Origin of the sequence: Parahalioglobus pacificus, assembly GCF_014652275.1 — a bacterium.
Lineage (GTDB): Bacteria > Pseudomonadota > Gammaproteobacteria > Pseudomonadales > Halieaceae > Parahalioglobus > Parahalioglobus pacificus.
This window is the reverse complement of sequence record NZ_BMYM01000004.1, coordinates 22,163-38,664: the sequence shown is the minus strand read 5'-3', so window position 1 is coordinate 38,664 and position 16,502 is coordinate 22,163. Positions and strand designations below refer to the sequence as shown.

At 57.9% G+C, this 16,502-nt stretch carries 16 protein-coding genes; 9 read left to right on the top strand and 7 right to left on the bottom strand.

Going from position 1 to position 16,502, the window contains the following annotated elements:
* The first annotated feature begins 16 nt into the window (after positions 1-16).
* Positions 17-1,258: a transglutaminase-like domain-containing protein gene (locus IE089_RS14925; RefSeq protein WP_229802802.1), complete on the top strand. Its 1,242-nt coding sequence runs from the start codon at positions 17-19 to the stop codon at positions 1,256-1,258.
* Between the two features lie 3 nt (positions 1,259-1,261).
* Here the strand turns inward: IE089_RS14925 and IE089_RS14920 are convergent, their stop codons facing one another.
* Entirely contained in the window at positions 1,262-1,645 is a 384-nt protein-coding gene (locus IE089_RS14920; RefSeq protein WP_189478654.1) for a PPOX class F420-dependent oxidoreductase, read from the bottom strand.
* Between the two features lie 90 nt (positions 1,646-1,735).
* Between IE089_RS14920 and IE089_RS14915 the strand changes: the two genes are divergently transcribed.
* The 4 genes from IE089_RS14915 (at position 1,736) to IE089_RS14900 (ending at position 5,186) form a co-directional block, all read left to right on the top strand.
* Positions 1,736-2,695: an SDR family NAD(P)-dependent oxidoreductase gene (locus IE089_RS14915; RefSeq protein ID WP_189478653.1), complete on the top strand. Its 960-nt coding sequence runs from the start codon at positions 1,736-1,738 to the stop codon at positions 2,693-2,695.
* The gene (locus IE089_RS14910; protein WP_229802801.1) at positions 2,676-3,245 is read left to right on the top strand and encodes a BPSL1445 family SYLF domain-containing lipoprotein; all 570 of its coding nucleotides are present in this window, start codon (positions 2,676-2,678) and stop codon (positions 3,243-3,245) included. Before IE089_RS14915 ends, IE089_RS14910 begins: the two co-directional genes overlap by 20 nt.
* A 58-nt stretch (positions 3,246-3,303) precedes the next feature.
* Positions 3,304-4,701, top strand: a complete 1,398-nt coding sequence (asnS, locus tag IE089_RS14905) for an asparagine--tRNA ligase (RefSeq protein WP_189478652.1) — start codon at positions 3,304-3,306, stop codon at positions 4,699-4,701.
* A gap of 176 nt (positions 4,702-4,877) precedes the next feature.
* Complete coding sequence (locus IE089_RS14900; RefSeq protein WP_189478651.1) at positions 4,878-5,186, top strand: hypothetical protein; 309 nt, start codon at positions 4,878-4,880, stop codon at positions 5,184-5,186.
* Between the two features lie 77 nt (positions 5,187-5,263).
* Here the strand turns inward: IE089_RS14900 and IE089_RS14895 are convergent, their stop codons facing one another.
* Positions 5,264-7,252 carry a VacB/RNase II family 3'-5' exoribonuclease gene (locus IE089_RS14895; protein WP_189478650.1) on the bottom strand — a complete coding sequence of 663 codons (1,989 nt, stop codon included), beginning with the start codon at positions 7,250-7,252 and terminating at the stop codon, positions 5,264-5,266.
* 420 nt (positions 7,253-7,672) lie between these two features.
* Between IE089_RS14895 and IE089_RS14890 the strand changes: the two genes are divergently transcribed.
* A complete protein-coding gene (locus IE089_RS14890) occupies positions 7,673-9,109 on the top strand; it encodes a PhoH family protein (protein ID WP_189478649.1) in 1,437 nt (478 codons plus the stop codon).
* A 16-nt stretch (positions 9,110-9,125) separates the two neighbouring features.
* Here IE089_RS14890 and IE089_RS14885 read toward each other — a convergent pair whose 3' ends face one another.
* The gene (locus IE089_RS14885) at positions 9,126-10,193 is read right to left on the bottom strand and encodes a hypothetical protein (protein WP_189478648.1); all 1,068 of its coding nucleotides are present in this window, start codon (positions 10,191-10,193) and stop codon (positions 9,126-9,128) included.
* A 41-nt stretch (positions 10,194-10,234) separates the two neighbouring features.
* Here IE089_RS14885 and asd point away from each other — a divergent pair, with 41 nt between their 5' ends.
* A complete protein-coding gene (gene asd, locus IE089_RS14880; RefSeq protein ID WP_189478647.1) occupies positions 10,235-11,086 on the top strand; it encodes an archaetidylserine decarboxylase in 852 nt (283 codons plus the stop codon).
* Here asd and rsgA read toward each other — a convergent pair.
* Complete coding sequence (rsgA, locus tag IE089_RS14875) at positions 11,083-12,096, bottom strand: small ribosomal subunit biogenesis GTPase RsgA (protein ID WP_189478646.1); 1,014 nt, start codon at positions 12,094-12,096, stop codon at positions 11,083-11,085. The genes asd and rsgA overlap by 4 nt on opposite strands.
* Positions 12,097-12,175: 79 nt before the next feature.
* On the opposite strand from rsgA, the gene orn reads away from it, so the two are divergent.
* Positions 12,176-12,721: an oligoribonuclease gene (gene orn, locus IE089_RS14870; RefSeq protein WP_189478645.1), complete on the top strand. Its 546-nt coding sequence runs from the start codon at positions 12,176-12,178 to the stop codon at positions 12,719-12,721.
* 179 nt (positions 12,722-12,900) lie between these two features.
* Positions 12,901-13,626 (top strand): FHA domain-containing protein, encoded by a 726-nt coding sequence (locus IE089_RS14865; protein ID WP_229802800.1) that lies wholly within the window; start codon positions 12,901-12,903, stop codon positions 13,624-13,626.
* On the opposite strand, the gene IE089_RS14860 is transcribed toward IE089_RS14865, so the two are convergent.
* The 3 genes from IE089_RS14860 to queG all read right to left on the bottom strand — a co-directional run bounded on the left by IE089_RS14860 (position 13,623) and on the right by queG (position 16,498).
* Positions 13,623-14,495, bottom strand: a complete 873-nt coding sequence (locus tag IE089_RS14860; protein ID WP_189478644.1) for a serine/threonine-protein kinase — start codon at positions 14,493-14,495, stop codon at positions 13,623-13,625. The genes IE089_RS14865 and IE089_RS14860 overlap by 4 nt on opposite strands.
* 7 nt (positions 14,496-14,502) lie before the next feature.
* Positions 14,503-15,363, bottom strand: coding sequence for a PP2C family protein-serine/threonine phosphatase (locus tag IE089_RS14855; protein WP_189478643.1), 861 nt, complete (start codon positions 15,361-15,363; stop codon positions 14,503-14,505).
* Between the two features lie 67 nt (positions 15,364-15,430).
* Positions 15,431-16,498: a tRNA epoxyqueuosine(34) reductase QueG gene (queG, locus tag IE089_RS14850; protein ID WP_189478642.1), complete on the bottom strand. Its 1,068-nt coding sequence runs from the start codon at positions 16,496-16,498 to the stop codon at positions 15,431-15,433.
* Between the last annotated feature and the right edge of the window lie 4 nt (positions 16,499-16,502).

The following is a 16,502-nucleotide window of genomic DNA, read 5'->3' as shown; positions in this document are numbered from 1 at the left end:
TGCTGAGGCACGAGCAATGCACGCGACGCTGCAGTCAATGCTGGCGTGGTCTACCAAGGCGCGCCATGCAGAGCCCTTTAGGGTAAACCCGCGGGCCGCACAGGCGGTCGCGTTGAGTCTGTTTGTGCTGCTCGCCGGTTGTGCCGGTCATCCCTTTGGCGCGGCCTCCCTGGGTCATGTCGAGCCCCTGCAGATTGATGGTCAACTGTTCACCTTGGAAGATGCAGAGGCGACGCTGGATGCGCCTGATCTGCTGGCGCTGAATGATGACATGCGTAGTTTCGTGGCGACCTACAGTGGTGAACGGGCCAGTGAGAGAGGTCGCCTGGTAAACCTCCATCAGGCTGTTAAGAGCCCCGGCATTCTGGATATGCGCTATGACGCCTTTGCCGAGGGCAGCGCCCAGCAGGTGTTTGCACAGGGCTCAGCCAACTGCCTGTCTTACGCGCATATGTTCGTGGCCCTCGCCAGAGAGGCGGGCTTGGATGCCCGTTACCAGTGGCTGGAGGTCAGACCCCAGTGGACGCGGATGGGGGACAGAGTGGCGGTTCGGCTGCATGTCAATGTGCTGGTTAAGACGCGCCGGGGCGACCGCTATATGGTTGATATTGACCCATTGGAGTCGCAGGACATAGCTGGCTCGCGCACCCTGCGGGATGAAGACGCCGTCGCGCTTTATCACAACAACCTTGCGATGGACGCCCTGTCCAATGATGAAGTCAGTACAGCCTGGCTGCATTTAGTGAAGGCCCTACAGCTCAGTCCTGCTATGGGCCAGTTATGGGTGAATCTGGGCGCAACCTACCGGCGAAGCGGCCAGTTTGAGGCGGCGGAGCGCGCTTATTTCAGGGCCCTGTCGCATAGCGGTGGAGACCGGTCGGCCATGAATAATCTTGTGATTCTGTACGATCAAATGGGGCGGGAGTCCGAGCGAAGTTATTGGGTCGATCGCGTCGATCGCTACCGTCAGGCAAACCCGTATTACCACAGCTGGCTCGGCGATACCGCCGCCGAGAGTGGCGACTGGGTCAGTGCCCGGGGTCATTATGACGAAGCTCTGGAGCTACTTCCCGGGGATGCGCAATTACTGTACGGCGCTGGGTTGATTCGTTATGAGCTGGGCGATCTGGCTTCGGCCAGTGATTACATTGAGCAGGCCATGAAGGCGGCTACCTATCTCACCGACGTTCAGGGGTACCGCATCCAGCTGGAGGCCGTGCAGCGTGAAATGGAGGCCGCTGCAACCGTGAACGAGTGAGCCCTAGGCTAGTGTCACCCGAATGTAGGCGCGCTTACGATACTTGCCCGTGAGGTGAGATAACACATCCCCCAGTGTCATCTGCCAACCGTACTTGTTGCGCAATGCTGCCAGCGCCGTTGATTGGTCGGCCGGGTCTGTTAGCAGCTCAGCGGAAGCTTCATGCCAGGGGCCGGTAAGGCTGCCGGTCACGGTACAGGCGGCTACCCGGGCCTCCGCGAAGTTACGCAGGCGTTTCACCTTTCCGGCATTGCCGGCCGAAAACACGTAATAACTGCCGCCAGCGGGAGCGAACCAGACCGGTGTGGGCACAAAGTCTCCGGAGCGTTTGCGGGTTGCCAGACTGAAGTAGGCACCGCCCTCCATGAATTCGATCTCGTCATTCATTATGCCAATTACCGTGGTTCAACCGTGGCACACATTCGCGCTCAAACGGGCTATGCTGTCAAGCGTCAGCGATCGCCTTGGAGAAATGGAATGGCAACATTGGGGTTCGATACCAGCACCACAGATATTGTGGCCGGGCAAGATTTGAGCGCGATGACGGCTGTGGTCACAGGCGCATCTGCCGGGCTGGGTATTGAAACCAGCCGTGCCCTAGCCTCTGCGGGAGCAAAAGTGATCATGCTTGGGCGCGACGCGAAGAAGCTGGCTGCCGCAGCAGAGGGCCTGCAGGCGGAGGACCTGGCGGGCACCATCGAGACGGGGATTGTAGATCTTGCCGATTTTGATTCGATCCGCGCTTGCGCCGCAGACCTGATAGCGCGCCTGCCGGCGATTACCACGTTGATCAATAATGCGGGCGTGATGGCCCCGCCCTTGCAGCGTACGGCGCAGGGGCTTGAGATGCAGTTTGGCACCAACCATGTTGGGCATTTCCTGCTCACCTGCTTGCTGATGCCCGCATTACTGGCAGGTGCGCATGCACGGATTGTAAACCTGAGCTCTGCCGGGCACCGGTTTGCGAACATCGATTTTGACGACCCGAATTACCAGCAGCGTGATTACGATAAGTGGCAAGCCTACGGACAATCAAAAACCTGTAATGCCCTGTTTACGGTTGCCTTGGAGGCGCGACTGGCGGAACGCGGAATCCATGCCTATGCCGTCCATCCGGGCGTCATCATGACGGAACTCAGTCGCTACATGGATCAGAGCGATTTCGACTTGCTGATGAGTAACCAGCCCGAAGGCAAGGAAATGCGCTTCAAGACGATTCCGCAGGGGGCCGCTACCAGCGTATGGGCAGCCACGGCGGCCGAGTTGGACGGGCAGGGTGGTCTGTACCTGGAAGACTGCCATATCGGAGAAGTGGCCCAACCCGGGCAGGAAACCCAGTTAGAGGGTGGGGTGGAGGCTTATGCTTTGGATGCCCAGGCGGCGGAGAAATTGTGGTCACTGAGCGAGCAGTTGGTGGGTGAGCGCTTTGATCTATAGCTCGCCTGTGACCAGCCGGTGGCTGTTGTTGTGCTTAGGCACCGTGCTGCTGCTGGTTTGCACCGCAGCGATGGCAGACTCCCGCGAGGCCATCGATAGCAAGAGCGCCCAGGCACTGGAGCGCCTCTTAGCTCACAATGCCTCTGCCGAAGACCTACTGGGGAAGGCCAAGGGGGTGCTGGTGTTTCCTGATGTTGTAAAAATGGGGTTCGGCGTGGGCGGACAGTATGGCGAGGGCGTGCTGCTGGTGGATGATGAGCCAGTGGCTTACTACGCAACTGCCGGCGCCTCCTTCGGCTTACAACTGGGTGCGCAGTATAAATCGGAAGTGCTACTGTTCATGACCGATGAGGCGCTGGTGAATTTTCGCAATAGCCAGGGCTGGGAAGTCGGTGTGGACGGCAGCGTTGCCATTATTCAGTCAGGTGCTGGCGGTAAGCTGGATACGCGGCAGCTGGCGGCCCCCGTTATTGGCTTTGTCTTCTCCAACAAGGGGCTGATGTACAACCTTACCCTTGAGGGCGGAAAGATCACGCGCATTGCGCGATGATCCGGGCTTTCGGTATCCTCCGCGCCTGCATTTTGATGGGACAGGACCGGGTTCTCCTATGACCTCTATTTCGACTGTATCGGCACTGCTGAAAGGCGAAGTTGCCGTCGATAAAACTGTGACCGTGCGCGGCTGGTTGCGCAGCAAGCGCGATTCCAAAGCGGGTATCTCATTTCTCGCGGTACATGACGGCACCTGCTTTGACGCGATTCAGGCCGTCGTTCCCAACACGTTGGACAACTACGAAAGTGAAATTCTAAAGCTCACCACGGGCTGCGCCGTCGTGGTTACCGGGCAACTGGTCGAGTCTCAGGGCAAAGGCCAAAACGTAGAGATACAGGCCGCGACTGTGGAGGTTGTGGGCTGGGTGGACGATGCCGAGAGCTACCCGATCGCGAAGAAGCGCCATACCTTCGAGTACCTGCGCACTCAGGCGCACCTGCGAGTGCGCACGAATACCTTCGGTGCGATCACGCGCGTGCGCAACACGCTGGCAAATGCCATCCATAACTATTTTCACGACAACCAGTTTTACTGGGTGAACACGCCCATCATCACAGGCAGTGACTGCGAGGGGGCGGGAGAGCTCTTTCGGGTCAGCACCCTGGACATGACAAATCTGCCGCAGGCGCCCGGTGGCGGTGTGGACTATGAACAGGACTTTTTCGGTTCCGAGGCGTTTTTGACCGTGTCGGGCCAGTTGGAGGTGGAGTCTCACTGCCTGGCCATGAGCAAGGTATACACCTTCGGGCCGACGTTCCGTGCTGAGAACTCCAATACCAGTCGCCACCTCGCTGAGTTCTGGATGGTGGAGCCGGAAATCGCCTTCGCTGACCTGAACGATGATGCACAGCTCGCGGAAGACTTACTGCAGCACGTGCTGCAGCGCGTACTGGACGAGCGCGAAGATGACATGGCGTTTTTCCAGCAGCGTATCGACAAAACGGTGATTGATCGCCTGCGGGCCGTGATCGATAACCGCTTCGAGCGCATCGATTACACCGATGCGATCAAGATTCTGGAAAACTGCGGGGAGTCCTTTGAGTACCCCGTGAGTTGGGGTGCGGACCTTCAATCCGAGCACGAGCGATACCTGTCTGAAAAACACATCGGGCGTCCTGTTGTTGTTATGAACTATCCCAAGGACATCAAGGCGTTCTATATGCGCTTGAACGATGATGAGCGTACGGTAGCAGCTATGGATGTGCTGGCGCCGGGCATTGGGGAAATCATCGGCGGCAGCCAGCGCGAAGAGCGCCTGGATGTGCTGGAAGCTCGAATGGATGAGCACCTCAAGGAAGAGCTGTGGTGGTATCGCGATCTGCGCCGCTACGGCACGGTACCGCATGCCGGCTTTGGCCTGGGTTTTGAGCGCCTGCTCAATTATGTCACTGGCATGGAGAATGTGCGCGATGCCATTCCCTTCCCGAGGACACCCGGCAACGCGCACTTCTAAGTCGTTTTTTGCCCGACAAGGGGGCTGTAAGCCGGCCATTCGGCCCCCTCATCACGCCTTTCCGCCGTTTTTGTGAAAAATTGCCTATTTTTTGTACAGTTCAGCCTCAGGTATCACCCATACTAAAAGTAGGGATATCAGTGATGGCCCCCCAAACAGGGCCGCGAGGCACAGCAATGAAGCGCTACACAGGTCAGTTTTCGCAGGATGCGCCCACAGAGCTGGCGATAGTAGACACCTTCACCAAGCTGATTTTTGGCGAGGCTAACGACTACAGTGGTCAGGAGCTCATGATCATAGAGGCGCTTAGGCGTACCGACAGCAATGTTAGCCTGGATAGCCAAAAGGATATGGGCGTGTACCTGCGAGCACTGGGTGTCCGGGAGATGATAGGGCTGGTGGCGCGCGTCCAAGCCAGTATGGCGCGCTCAGTAACCCTGTTCCCCATGCACTCGGCCGGGGCACAGTCAGCACGCCGTTGGTGAGTCTGCTAAACATCCAATATACGCATTAGCAAAAGAGACGCACCATGTAGGGCATTGGCCCCGCGCCATGCTGCGACTTATTCGCTAGCTTTCTTGGCTTCTACCTTTGCCGGTTTGAGGCCGCACCCCGGGACTAGTTCAAACAGTACTGTGTGATTACCGCTGTCATCTATGCCCTTGAAGTCGACCTCGACGGTCTGCTCTAACTGGAAGCGACGAGTGGTGCTGGTGAGACTGGCGGTCCACTTGTCGTAACTGAACTTCTCGGGGTCCTTTCGAAGATCGACCAACCCTTCCAGCCCGTTGTCATCCAGCTTCAGTGTAAAACCTGAGCTGTTAATGTGAGCGACGATGCCAGTGAAGCGCGTAGTGCCACCGTCCGCCAGACGCTTAATGTAGCGACTGGCAAGCCAACGCTCGGCCTCCTGGGTGGCGGCTCGGCAATTAGCGAGCTTTTGAGCCAGTGCCTGCGTGTCTGCTGCCTGACACAGGCTGGCGGGCTGGCTGTGCAAAATCGCTTTGATCTGCAGATGTACCATGAAGTCAACCAGCTTGCGCAGTGGTGACGTGCAATTGGTGTAACCGGCCAAGGCCATGCCCATATGCGGACCCGGTTCGGTGCTTAACTCGGCGCGCGTGAGCAAGCGGTTCACCATGGAGCGTAAGGGCAGGGCGGCCCCGCTGGCGGTCAGCGCTTTCATGATGGCGCGGTAGCCCGCTACGCTCGTCAAATCCTGTGTTAACAGTTCGGGCACATGCATCTGCAGGAATTTCCGCGTCTCTTCGATACGGTCCTTGCGGAATCCGGGGTGTCTTACGAACGGGCCGCTGGCGCCATTGTTCGCCAGGAACTTGGCAGCGCAGCGATTGGTGGCCACCATGCATTCTTCCACCAGGCGCTGTGACAATAGTTTCTCGCTGGGCTCCACCGACTCAATTTGCTTGTCATCGCCCAGCACCCAGCGGTATTCGCGACGGTCTTCCATCACTAACTCGCGGGTCTCCCGGTGGCTGCGCAGCGCCCGATACACCTGAAGCAGGGCTTCCAGCGGTGTGGCGTGGCTCATCAGGTCATCGGCCTGACCATTCAGGTATTTGTCGACCGCGTAATACGACAGCTTCGCTCTGGAGCGAATGGTTGCTTCCATGAATTCAAAGTCACCGACTTCGCCAGCGTCGCTCACGGAGATTTTGCACACCAGAGCAGGTCTGTCGTCACCCTCTGTCAGCGCGCAGGTATCCTGGCTCAGTGGCTCCGGCAGCATAGGTAGCTGGTCACCGTGGAAATAAACCGACGTTGCCCGTGCCGCGATGTCTTGCAGCAGGGGCGAGTCCGGCGTGATGTAGGCGGTGGGGTCGGCAATGGCTACATACAGGGTCCAGCCGTCGCTGCTGATATCGGCGTAAAGCGCGTCGTCGATATCCTGCGTTCTTGCCGCATCAATGGACACAAACTCAAGATCTGTGAGGTCGCGGCGCGCTCCGGTTTCCAGTGGGTTAAAACTTGCAATGCGCTCATCCAGTGCTTTGCGTGCGGCAGCTGGCCATTCGCCAGGCAACTGGTATTTGGCGGCGGTGTACATGTTCTCGATGCCGGGTGTGCTGTCATCGCCTAGCACCTCCAGGATTTTGGCCTGCGGTTTACCGTCCCGAATGGGATGGCGCAGGATTGCACAGCGAACGTAGTCGCCTTCCTTGACCCCGTTACGCGCGTGGGGTGGTAGGAACAGCCACCGGCTCATGTTGCTGAGGTCGGGCTGGACGAAGACGGCTTTGCCTTTTCGTATACAGCGTCCCGTGAACTCGCTCAGGGCGCTGTCGACAAGCTTTTCAACATCGGCAACGGTTTTGTTGTCTTTGGTCGGGCGGATGCACACCTTGACCCGGTCGTCCGGGAAGACCTTTAGCATCTCATCAGGTGGGACAAAGATCTCGCGACCATCGTCAAGAACCGCAAAGCCGTAGCGCGCCTGAGTGCCTTTGATAACGGCTTCGGCGCGCTCTTTTTCGGCTTCCATTTGGGTTTTCAAGCCCTTGAGTTGAGTCAGGGCATTCTGGTCGAGCATGATGGTTACAGCTTGGAAAAATAGGCAGACAAGCGTGTAACTCTAACGGAATTACTATCCCGTGTCAGTCGAAAAACCGCAGCGCAAAACTTATAGACAGAGGGCGTTGACACGGCGCCAATGCCGCCTTAATAATCAAGGCGTGCAATTGTTGAATCAGGTACGGAAGGACGGTTGATTCATACAGGTTTCGCCATGTGCAGTAAGGCGCCCAGCGCTTGCCGCACAGGTCATTTTAGCGGTGGCGCCCCCACGCTGCCTCGCAATCATCAGGCCGCCAATGACTGAGGCCTCGAGCAGCCTAACCCCTAAAATCCAGCCGGCCGCCAGAGTCGGGGACATCGCAAGACCGGACGCCGTTAGCTGGCGTCATCATCGAGACACACAGCTCCCACACCCCAGCCCCACGAGGATTGCTTTATGGAATCAGGCTCTACCCTGCGCGTAGAAAAAACCACCCTGAAACCCGTCGTTAAGAAAATCTACGTTCTGGATACGAACGTGCTCCTGCATGACCCCACCGCTATTACCGCCTTCAACGAGCATCAGGTCGTTATTCCCATGACCGTGCTGGAAGAACTGGACCATATTAAAGATCGCCACGATAAAACGGTCAGCCGAGAGGCCCGGATCGCCATTAACATGATCGACAAAGTCGTTGACGCGGCGTCACCCCAGGAGATTCAGGCCGGTGTGGAGGTGCCCGGGTCAGTGGCCGAGGGCCCGCTGGGGACCCTGGCGATTTACCCCGATCAGCTACTGACCGATGACAGTGAGGTGCCATTTCTGGATGCCACGCAGGATCAGGCCAATGACAACCGAATTATCAATGTGGCGTTGAAGCTGCAGGCGGAAAGCCCGGAGGCCTTTGTTTGCCTGGTCACCAAAGATATCAACATGCGCATCAAGGCCAAGGGTTCAGGTCTGCAGCGTGTTGAAGACTATCGCCGCGACCGCGTGCTCGACGATATCGACCTGCTCGCAAAAGGCTACGAACACATTGAGGGTGATTTCTGGTCGACCATCTCCGAAGTCGATACGCTCAGGGAGGGGGACTGCACGCTCCACCGGATTCCGCGCCGTTCGCTGCCGCAGGCCTATCCCAACATGTTCCTGTATGACGATCAGGAATTCATGGCCTTCGTTAAACGCGTGGATCAGGATTTCGTCTACCTGCGCTGCGACAGCCGCGACAACCTGATGCACCGTCAGTTCTGGGGTTTGACGCCGCGGAACCTGGAGCAGGCCATGGCGATGGCGCTTCTGGCGGATGACAGCGTAGACATGACGGTCATGACAGGACCCGCCGGTTCGGGCAAAACCCTGCTGGCGCTGTCATACGGTTTACATGCCATTCTCGAGCAGAAGAAATACAACAAACTCATTGTGGCCAGATCGACGCCACCGATCGCGGAGGATATCGGGTTCCTGCCGGGTACCGAGGAAGAGAAGATGGCGCCCTGGCTGGCCGCCTTCGACGACAACCTGGAGATACTGCACGGCACGGATGAATCCTGCCATGGCAGTATCGACTACGTGAAGGAGCGCGCGAATATTCAATTCAAGTCGTTGAACTTCATGCGGGGTCGCTCGTTCAACAATGCCTACATCATCATTGACGAGAGTCAGGGCTTAACCCAGTTTCAGCTCAAATCGGTGATCAGCCGTGTGGGGGCAGACTCCAAGATTGTTGTGTTGGGTAACCTTGCGCAGATCGACAATAAGTACATCTCGCCTCTGACATCAGGCCTCACCTATCTAGTCGAGAAAACCAAGGCCTACCCGCATGCGGGCATGATGCATGTGAATGGAATCGTTCGCTCCCGATTGGCAGCTTTTGCGGAGGAAAACCTCTAGCGCTTGCCGTGTTGGACTAGCGCTTGCGAATGAGATCGCGCTGTAACGCGATCTCAAGTCTCACCACCATGCTCCATACGCTGCGCCGGTTATCCTCGAACTCCTTGCGCCGGTAATTGTACGCCGGCTCCAGCTCAACAAAGAGATAATCGCGGTAGACCTGTCGCCGCCACAACACGCCCAGCCGGTAGTTTTTAACGTAGCTACTGGGTTCGGTCTCACCACTGATGGCGGCGAAATAGTTCAGTGCAATCGGCCGGCGAGCTTCGGGGTCCAGGCGCTGTCGCAGGCTCAGCCGGGTGCGCCATTCCACCCCGTCTGTGCGTTCGCCCCAGATGGCGCGATTACTCCACCGAAGAATGTTGTTGTCGTCGATGACCCTGTTCAAGTCGCCCTGAGTGATGGTGAAGAACTTTTCCTTGTCCGAGTACTGGACCCGCTCAATAAAGCGATAACTGTGCTTATCATCGATAGGGCCCTCGTTGCGGTACTTGATGCCCGGCTTGGGCTTGCTACCAGAGATGCCCATGGTGAGATCCAGCCGGCTTCGGCTACCTTCCCTCACCTCGTACTGCAGCCCGATCTCGTCGTCTACTCGCCTGTCTTCTTCATCGTCCAGATCCGATTCCTCGCCGCTAAACACCAGGTTCAAGCGCCTAGAGATTTTGGGGAGCTGCACCTTGCCACGCAGCCGTATCTTGAAGTCGTGGCCGTCTTCGGTTTCCCAGTCGTCGATGAGTTCCAGTCGTAGCAGTGACTCCGCCTGTTCCAGATTGTACTCAGGGTCGCCAAAAAACTCGTCCATCCATTCGGTCAGGGACTGAGCCTGATTGGCCATGTAGGCATGGCTGTCGTCCACCCAGTTCACAGCAGGCTGTTCATCGAATTCGTTGGGATCGGGTACAGTGGGTTCCCAGGCACCCAGTGTATCTTCCAGCGCCTCACTGGAGACCGGTGCAATGGTGGTGGACGAGGGGCTCTGCTCGGGAGCGGCCGCAGTCTGCTCGCAACGCCCCGGCATTGCGACGGCAAGGCTTGCCAGCGCAATAACTGGCAGCAGGTGATGCGACCTGTGGGTTGGCATGCGCGCTTTCCTTTGTCTCAGCAGAGGATACACTACGCGCCATGGAATCGCTGTTTATCTTGTTTCAACATGTTGTGCCGCAGCAACTGCTATCCCGCTTCACCGGCTGGCTGGCGGAGTTGCGTTACCCCCTTTGGCTGAAAAACTGGGTGATAGAACAGTTTGTGCGCCACTTTGATGTGCAACTGCATCAGGCTGTACACGAACGGGCGCAGGACTACGTTAACTTCAATGACTTTTTCACCCGCGAGTTAAAGCCCGGCATGCGGCCTATTGCCGAAGCCGATGTGGTCCATCCCGCGGATGGTGCAGTGAGCCAGATTGGAACGATTACCGACGGCAGCGTATTGCAAGCCAAAGGCCGGACTTATACCGTCAGTGACTTGCTTGCCGGTGACGAAACCCGCACAGCACAGTTCACTGATGGCAACTTCGCCACTATTTACCTGTCGCCGCGGGACTATCACCGTGTGCACATGCCCGTGTCGGGCACACTCACAGCCAGCTGCTATGTGCCGGGCAAACTGTTTTCCGTGAATGGCACCACGGCAGAGAATGTTGATCGGCTTTTTGCGCGTAACGAGCGGCTGGTCTGTTATTTCGACACCGCCCTGGGTCCAATGGCAATGGTGTTGGTTGGCGCGATGGTGGTTGCAGGTATCGAGACCGTGTGGGATGGCCAGGTGGCCCCGCCACTGAAGGTACCCCAGACGAAAGACTATTCGGCGCTACCCGAGCCCGTAACTCTGGCGCAGGGTGAAGAGATGGGGCGCTTCAAACTGGGGTCCACAGTGATTTTGCTGTTCCCTGAAGGTGCCGTTGACTGGCTCGCAGATTACCAGCCGGGCACGGCTACGGTGTTGGGCCAACCTTTGGCCCAGCGTCAGGGCTAGGCGCCTTCCAGGCTAGCGACGATTCGGCGATAGCTGTCCAGTCGCTGCGGGCTGATATTGCCGCGTTCGGCGGCGGCGAGTATGGCGCACCCGGGCTCGTGCTCATGGGTGCAGTCGCGGAATCGGCAGTGACCCAGGTGGGGTTTAAACTCGACAAAGCCCTGCTCAACCTCTGCGCGGCTCATGTGCCAAAGACCAAATTCCCGAATTCCAGGGGAGTCAATCAGGCTGCCCCCGCTGGGCATGTGTAGTAGCTGTGCTGTCGTGGTGGTATGAGTGCCTTTGGCACGAGCCTCTGATAGCGCCCCCACGCGTAGCCCCGCCTCGGGCAGTAACCGATTGATGATGGATGACTTACCTACACCGGATTGGCCTACAAACACACTGATACGGTCAGCGAGCGCGCTTTCCAAGTCTGTCATGCCACTGCTACCAATAGCACTGCGAAGTACCCGATAGCCCAGTGACTCGTAGGGCGACACCAGTGCCTCCATACTTCTTGCTAACTCGGCATCTTCTTCCAGCAGGTCGGTTTTATTGAGCAACAGGATTGGCTCGCTGCCGGAGATCGCTGAGGCCACCAGATAGCGATCGATGAGGTTTGCGTGGGGCTGGGGCAGTGCCGCGAACACGATAATGATCTGGTCAATGTTCGCCGCCACCGGTTTCAGTGCGCCATGTGGGTCCGGGCGGCAAAGTTCACCGCGGCGCGGCAAGCGGGCAACGATGACGCCTGTGGGCTCGCCACGGCACCATACAACTGCGTCGCCGGTGACCAGTGTCTGCACGTTAGCGCGAACATGACAGCGCAGCACGGTGCCATCTTCGTCCTCAACGGCAACTTGGGTGCCAAAGTGGGCGACAACAAGCCCATTTTGCTCCGGCCCTAATTCGCCCGCGCCCAAAGCTTGCTCTGCCCGCGCCTGCCGCTGCTCGGCACGCTTGGCTCGTTCTTCCTGAATTTTGTTGACTCGCCAGGCCTGACGCCGGCTGAGCTTACGTTTACTCATACAGACATTATCGAAGTCGGCGGGTCGTACTGTCGAGGCATTTGTTACACTGCACTGGCCATCGCAGCAGGACGACATCATGCAGAATCCGAGCAACCTCATCTGGGTAGATCTGGAGATGACCGGTCTGAATCCGGATCAAGACGTGGTTATAGAGATCGCCACGATTGTGACGGACAGTGACCTGAATACCCTGGCAGAAGGCCCTGTGATCGCTATCCACCAGCCGGACGCAGTTCTGGAGGGCATGGATGAGTGGAACACGACGCACCACAATCGCTCAGGGCTGGTCGATCGCGTGCGTGCCAGTGATGCCGATGAAGGCGATGCAACCGAGGACACCATCGCTTTTCTCTCGCATTGGGTGCCGGCAGGCGCCTCGCCGATGTGTGGCAATACCATTTGCCAGGATAGACGCTTCATGGCGCGGCATTTACCCAGGCTGGAAGCGTACTTTCACTACCGCAATCTGGATGTGAGCACCTTGAAAATTCTGATGCAGCGCTGGCGACCTGAGCTAGAGACGGGGTTCACCAAAACCGGCACTCACCTTGCTCTGGACGATATTCGAGAGTCTATCGCGGAGATGCGCTACTACCGTAAACACTTCCTGAATATGGGCTGAGAAGAAAAAGTAAAAAAAGTTTCCAACTATTCCGCCGCCCTCTTGTAAGTCTTATTGACGGCGGGGCATTTACCCAGGGAGCGGGTAGCATCGGTCAGATTGCCGGTAATGCCCCGCCGTCTCTATCGCTGCCTATCTGGAGTTGAATAATGACTCCTCGGAGCTAGACTGTGGGAGTTATGGAAGCATCACCTGAAGAATCCTGGTCGTTCTTTCGAGAGCTAAAGCGTCGAAAGGTCACGCGCACGTGTATCCTGTATATCCTTGTCTGCTGGGGTGCCCTGCAGGTGGGTGACATTCTGTTTCCGGCATTGGGCTTCGATGCCGACCTCGGATCCCGCTACTTTCTTTACGGTGCTGTCATTGGCTTCCCCGTGAACTTTGCCTTGGCCTGGTTTTTTCAGATTACGCCGCAGGGGATTGTTCGCACCACTTCCTTTGTAGAGCGTCGTGTCCTGGCCAACATTCCGCCAATTAATGATAGGCGCACCGGGGGTGTCACTCACTATTTTCGTAAGGGCGACAGTGAGCCGGGTTATCAGTGGACGCTAACGGCGGAAACAGGCCCGCTGGCGGGACTGAGCTTCGGTGTTACCAAGGACATCGTCTTGGGCCGTTCTCTCGAATGTGACCTCGCCGTGGTCAGCCCGCATGTATCTCGTCAGCACGCACGCCTGAGTATGGTGGATGACCAGCTGTACGTGGAAGACCTGGGTTCAGCAAACGGGACCGTGGTGAACGGCAAGGCAATCAGCAAGCGTCAGGCACTGCGCAATGAAGATGAGCTGCGATTCCACGACATCATTTTCCGTGTCACGGAAATGTTTTCCGCTCGCCGCTCGGAGCTCGATGCCGCTAACAAGACCACCTTTATTCAGGCCCCTGCGGTCGACGACGACCGCTAGCTGACCAGCCAGGCAATCACGCCGATTCCCAACGCGATTAGCGCCACCACCTCCAGCTTCTTCAGAGGTTGGCGCTGGGCTTTGGCGCGTGCTTTTCGAATATCCCGCAGCAGCGTGCCCGCTGAGCGGTAGCGTTTCGCTGGCTGTTTGCGCAGTAGCTTTTCGACGATGGGTTGTGCTGCCCCCGCATCTGACAGCGGGGCAGGGTGATGAGTCCGAACCTGCTCTATCAATGCATCCAGCGTTTTACCGGGAAAAGGCGGTGAGCCGCTGAGCAATTCGTAGAGGATCGCGCCCAGTGAAAACAGGTCTGAGCGGCCATCGAGCGTCATGCCGCTGGCTTGTTCGGGTGACATATAGCGCGGGGTGGCGCGGTTTTCCGTACGATGATTCATGGGTCGTGCGACACCGAAGTCCATTAGCACCGCACGTTCGTCATCGTCGCAGATGAAAATATTGTGGGGTTTCAAGTCCCGATGCACCGTATTGCTGGTATGCACAACCACCAGTGCGGCGGCAATATCTTCAGCGATGGCCAGCACCCGTTGGCTGTCCAGTTTTCCTTTGGCCTGCAAATACGCATCCAAAGGTTGTCCCTGGAGCAGCGTCATGGCGATGTAGGGGGTATCTTCCTCGACCCCGACATCGACGACGTTCGGAAGCGCCGGGTGGGAGAGTTCTTCCAGCAGATGCCCTTCCCGAAGGAAGCGCTCTACTTCATCAGGGTTTTCTCTGGCGGCGGGTTTCAGCAGTTTTAGTGCAACGGTGCCCAGCTCATCGCTGTGTGCCCGGTAAACGTCAGAGCTGCCGCCATCGTCCAGATGGTGCAGCAGTGTGAATCGACCCAGCGTCTCCGCCTTGTTCGTCACTGCCTGCTCATAGCAGTAACCACAGCCCAAGTAGCAGCAACGCACCAACCAGCAGCCACACTTTGCCGGTGTGGCTCACGCGTTCGGTTTTGTTCGTGGCCACTGCGTGCCCGATGTTCTGTGTGGTTTCAAGATCGATGCCGCCGTGCGGTGCCGCGGGTCTTGCTGAGGGTGTGCCCACCACGACCACCGTGACATTGTCACTGCCACCGGCATTCAGTGCGCCGTGGATCAACGCATCAACCTGAGCCTGTGGTGTTGCTTCGCGCGCCATAATGGCCGCGATGCCGGCATCTGTGAGTTCGTCAGAGAGGCCGTCGCTGCAAAGAATGATCTGTTCCCCAGCGGCAAGCGTTCCGCTCGCTGAGTCCGGGTTCACGACCACGTTGGAGGAGACACCCAGGGATTGGCTAAGGACGTGCCGCTCGGGGTGCACCGCGGCCTGCTCAGGCGTGAGAATGCCCTGGCGCAGCATTTCGCTGACCGGGTTGTGATCACGAGACAGCTGCTCCAGCCCATCGTCACGGTAAAGGTATGCGCGACTGTCGCCTACCCAGGCAAGGTCGAAATCACTGCCTTGCAGGTGCAGTACAACCACGGTGGATCCCATGTTGCTGCCGTCGGCGCGCCGGTCTATTTCTTTCAGTATGGCCTGGTGCGATTTGGTGATGGCATCGGTTAGCGACTTGCCGCTTGCCACCGCTGATTTGACAGTCTCTTTGACGATGCCGCTGGCGACCTCGCCGTGGGCATGTCCCCCGACGCCATCCGCGACTAACCATAAGCCTAACTCGGGTGAGGCGTCATAGCAGTCTTCATTGTGGTCGCGTTTCAGACCCGGGTGGGTACTGGCAGCAAACTGTGTCATCCGTGTTCCTGTGCGTTCACCGTTCCTCGGCGATGGAATCAGTGTAACCCAAAAGCGTGTTTTCGCTTCAAGCCTTGAATTGCGCCAATGCCCAGACGACGTGTTCGCGTACTAACTCCGAGGGGTGGTCGGCTCGGCTTGCCAGTGCCTCGCGCGCGGATTGGCTTGGGGGACCATTCCCGAGTGCCACGGCGAGGTTCCTGAGCCAGCGTTCATGGCCGATGCGGCGTATGGCAGATCCCTCGGTGTTCTTGAGAAAGGTGGCCTCGTCCCACAAGAACAGGCTGACCAAATCTGCGGAGTCCAGACCGTGCCGCGGCGCAAAATCTGACTCGTTGGTGAGCTGGGCGAACTTGTTCCATGGGCACACCAGCTGGCAGTCATCGCAACCGAATACCCGGTTGCCCATTAATGGTCGCAGTTCTGGGTCGATGCTGCCCTTGTGCTCAATGGTGAGATAGGAAATACAGCGTCTGGCATCAAGCTCAAACGGACCTGTGAAGGCCTGTGTGGGACAGATCTCTAGACAGGCGGTACAGCTGCCGCAGTGCTTGCTGTGCTGTGGTGGGTCGGTGGGCAAAGGCAGATCTGTGTAGATTTCCCCCAGAAAGAACCAGGAGCCGGCTTTGTCGTTAATGAGCATGGTGTTCTTGGCGATCCACCCCAGACCGGCTCGTTCTGCAATAGCCCGCTCGAGCACCGGTGCACTGTCGACAAAGGCCCGGTATTGCCCACCGCCGGCTTCCTTCGCGATCCGCTTAGCCAAAGCGGCCAGGCGGTTACGAATGAGCTTGTGGTAATCCCTTCCCAGGGCGTAGCGTGACACATACGCACGCTCGGGCGAGTCTAGTACCGTTAGGGGCTGGGTATCGTGTGTGACGTAATCCATACGCACAGACAGCACGGCGCAGGTGCCATGCAGCAATTCCTCGGGACGGCTTCGCTTGGTCCCATGCGCCGCCATGTAGTCCATGGAGCCGTGGTAACCCGCTGCCAGCCACCGCTGCAGATACTCCTCATGCTCTCCCAGATCAATGGAAGTCACGCCCAGTTGTTGAAAGCCAAGCTCTGAAGCCCAGTCGTTCAACTGGGCGCGCAGGGCCGAGAGTTCTTGCTGCGACAGTTCGGGGGGCATAGCG

Coding starts and splice junctions, on each gene's coding strand:
- IE089_RS14885 (WP_189478648.1), bottom strand. CDS start 10,193: ATGCCAACCCACAGGTCGCATCACCTGCTGCCAGTTATTGCGCTGGCA.
- asnS (WP_189478652.1), top strand. CDS start 3,304: ATGACCTCTATTTCGACTGTATCGGCACTGCTGAAAGGCGAAGTTGCC.
- IE089_RS14920 (WP_189478654.1), bottom strand. CDS start 1,645: ATGAATGACGAGATCGAATTCATGGAGGGCGGTGCCTACTTCAGTCTG.
- asd (WP_189478647.1), top strand. CDS start 10,235: ATGGAATCGCTGTTTATCTTGTTTCAACATGTTGTGCCGCAGCAACTG.
- queG (WP_189478642.1), bottom strand. CDS start 16,498: ATGCCCCCCGAACTGTCGCAGCAAGAACTCTCGGCCCTGCGCGCCCAG.
- IE089_RS14925 (WP_229802802.1), top strand. CDS start 17: ATGCACGCGACGCTGCAGTCAATGCTGGCGTGGTCTACCAAGGCGCGC.
- IE089_RS14915 (WP_189478653.1), top strand. CDS start 1,736: ATGGCAACATTGGGGTTCGATACCAGCACCACAGATATTGTGGCCGGG.
- orn (WP_189478645.1), top strand. CDS start 12,176: ATGCAGAATCCGAGCAACCTCATCTGGGTAGATCTGGAGATGACCGGT.
- IE089_RS14865 (WP_229802800.1), top strand. CDS start 12,901: ATGGAAGCATCACCTGAAGAATCCTGGTCGTTCTTTCGAGAGCTAAAG.
- IE089_RS14900 (WP_189478651.1), top strand. CDS start 4,878: ATGAAGCGCTACACAGGTCAGTTTTCGCAGGATGCGCCCACAGAGCTG.
- IE089_RS14895 (WP_189478650.1), bottom strand. CDS start 7,252: ATGCTCGACCAGAATGCCCTGACTCAACTCAAGGGCTTGAAAACCCAA.
- IE089_RS14855 (WP_189478643.1), bottom strand. CDS start 15,363: ATGACACAGTTTGCTGCCAGTACCCACCCGGGTCTGAAACGCGACCAC.
- rsgA (WP_189478646.1), bottom strand. CDS start 12,096: ATGAGTAAACGTAAGCTCAGCCGGCGTCAGGCCTGGCGAGTCAACAAA.
- IE089_RS14890 (WP_189478649.1), top strand. CDS start 7,673: ATGGAATCAGGCTCTACCCTGCGCGTAGAAAAAACCACCCTGAAACCC.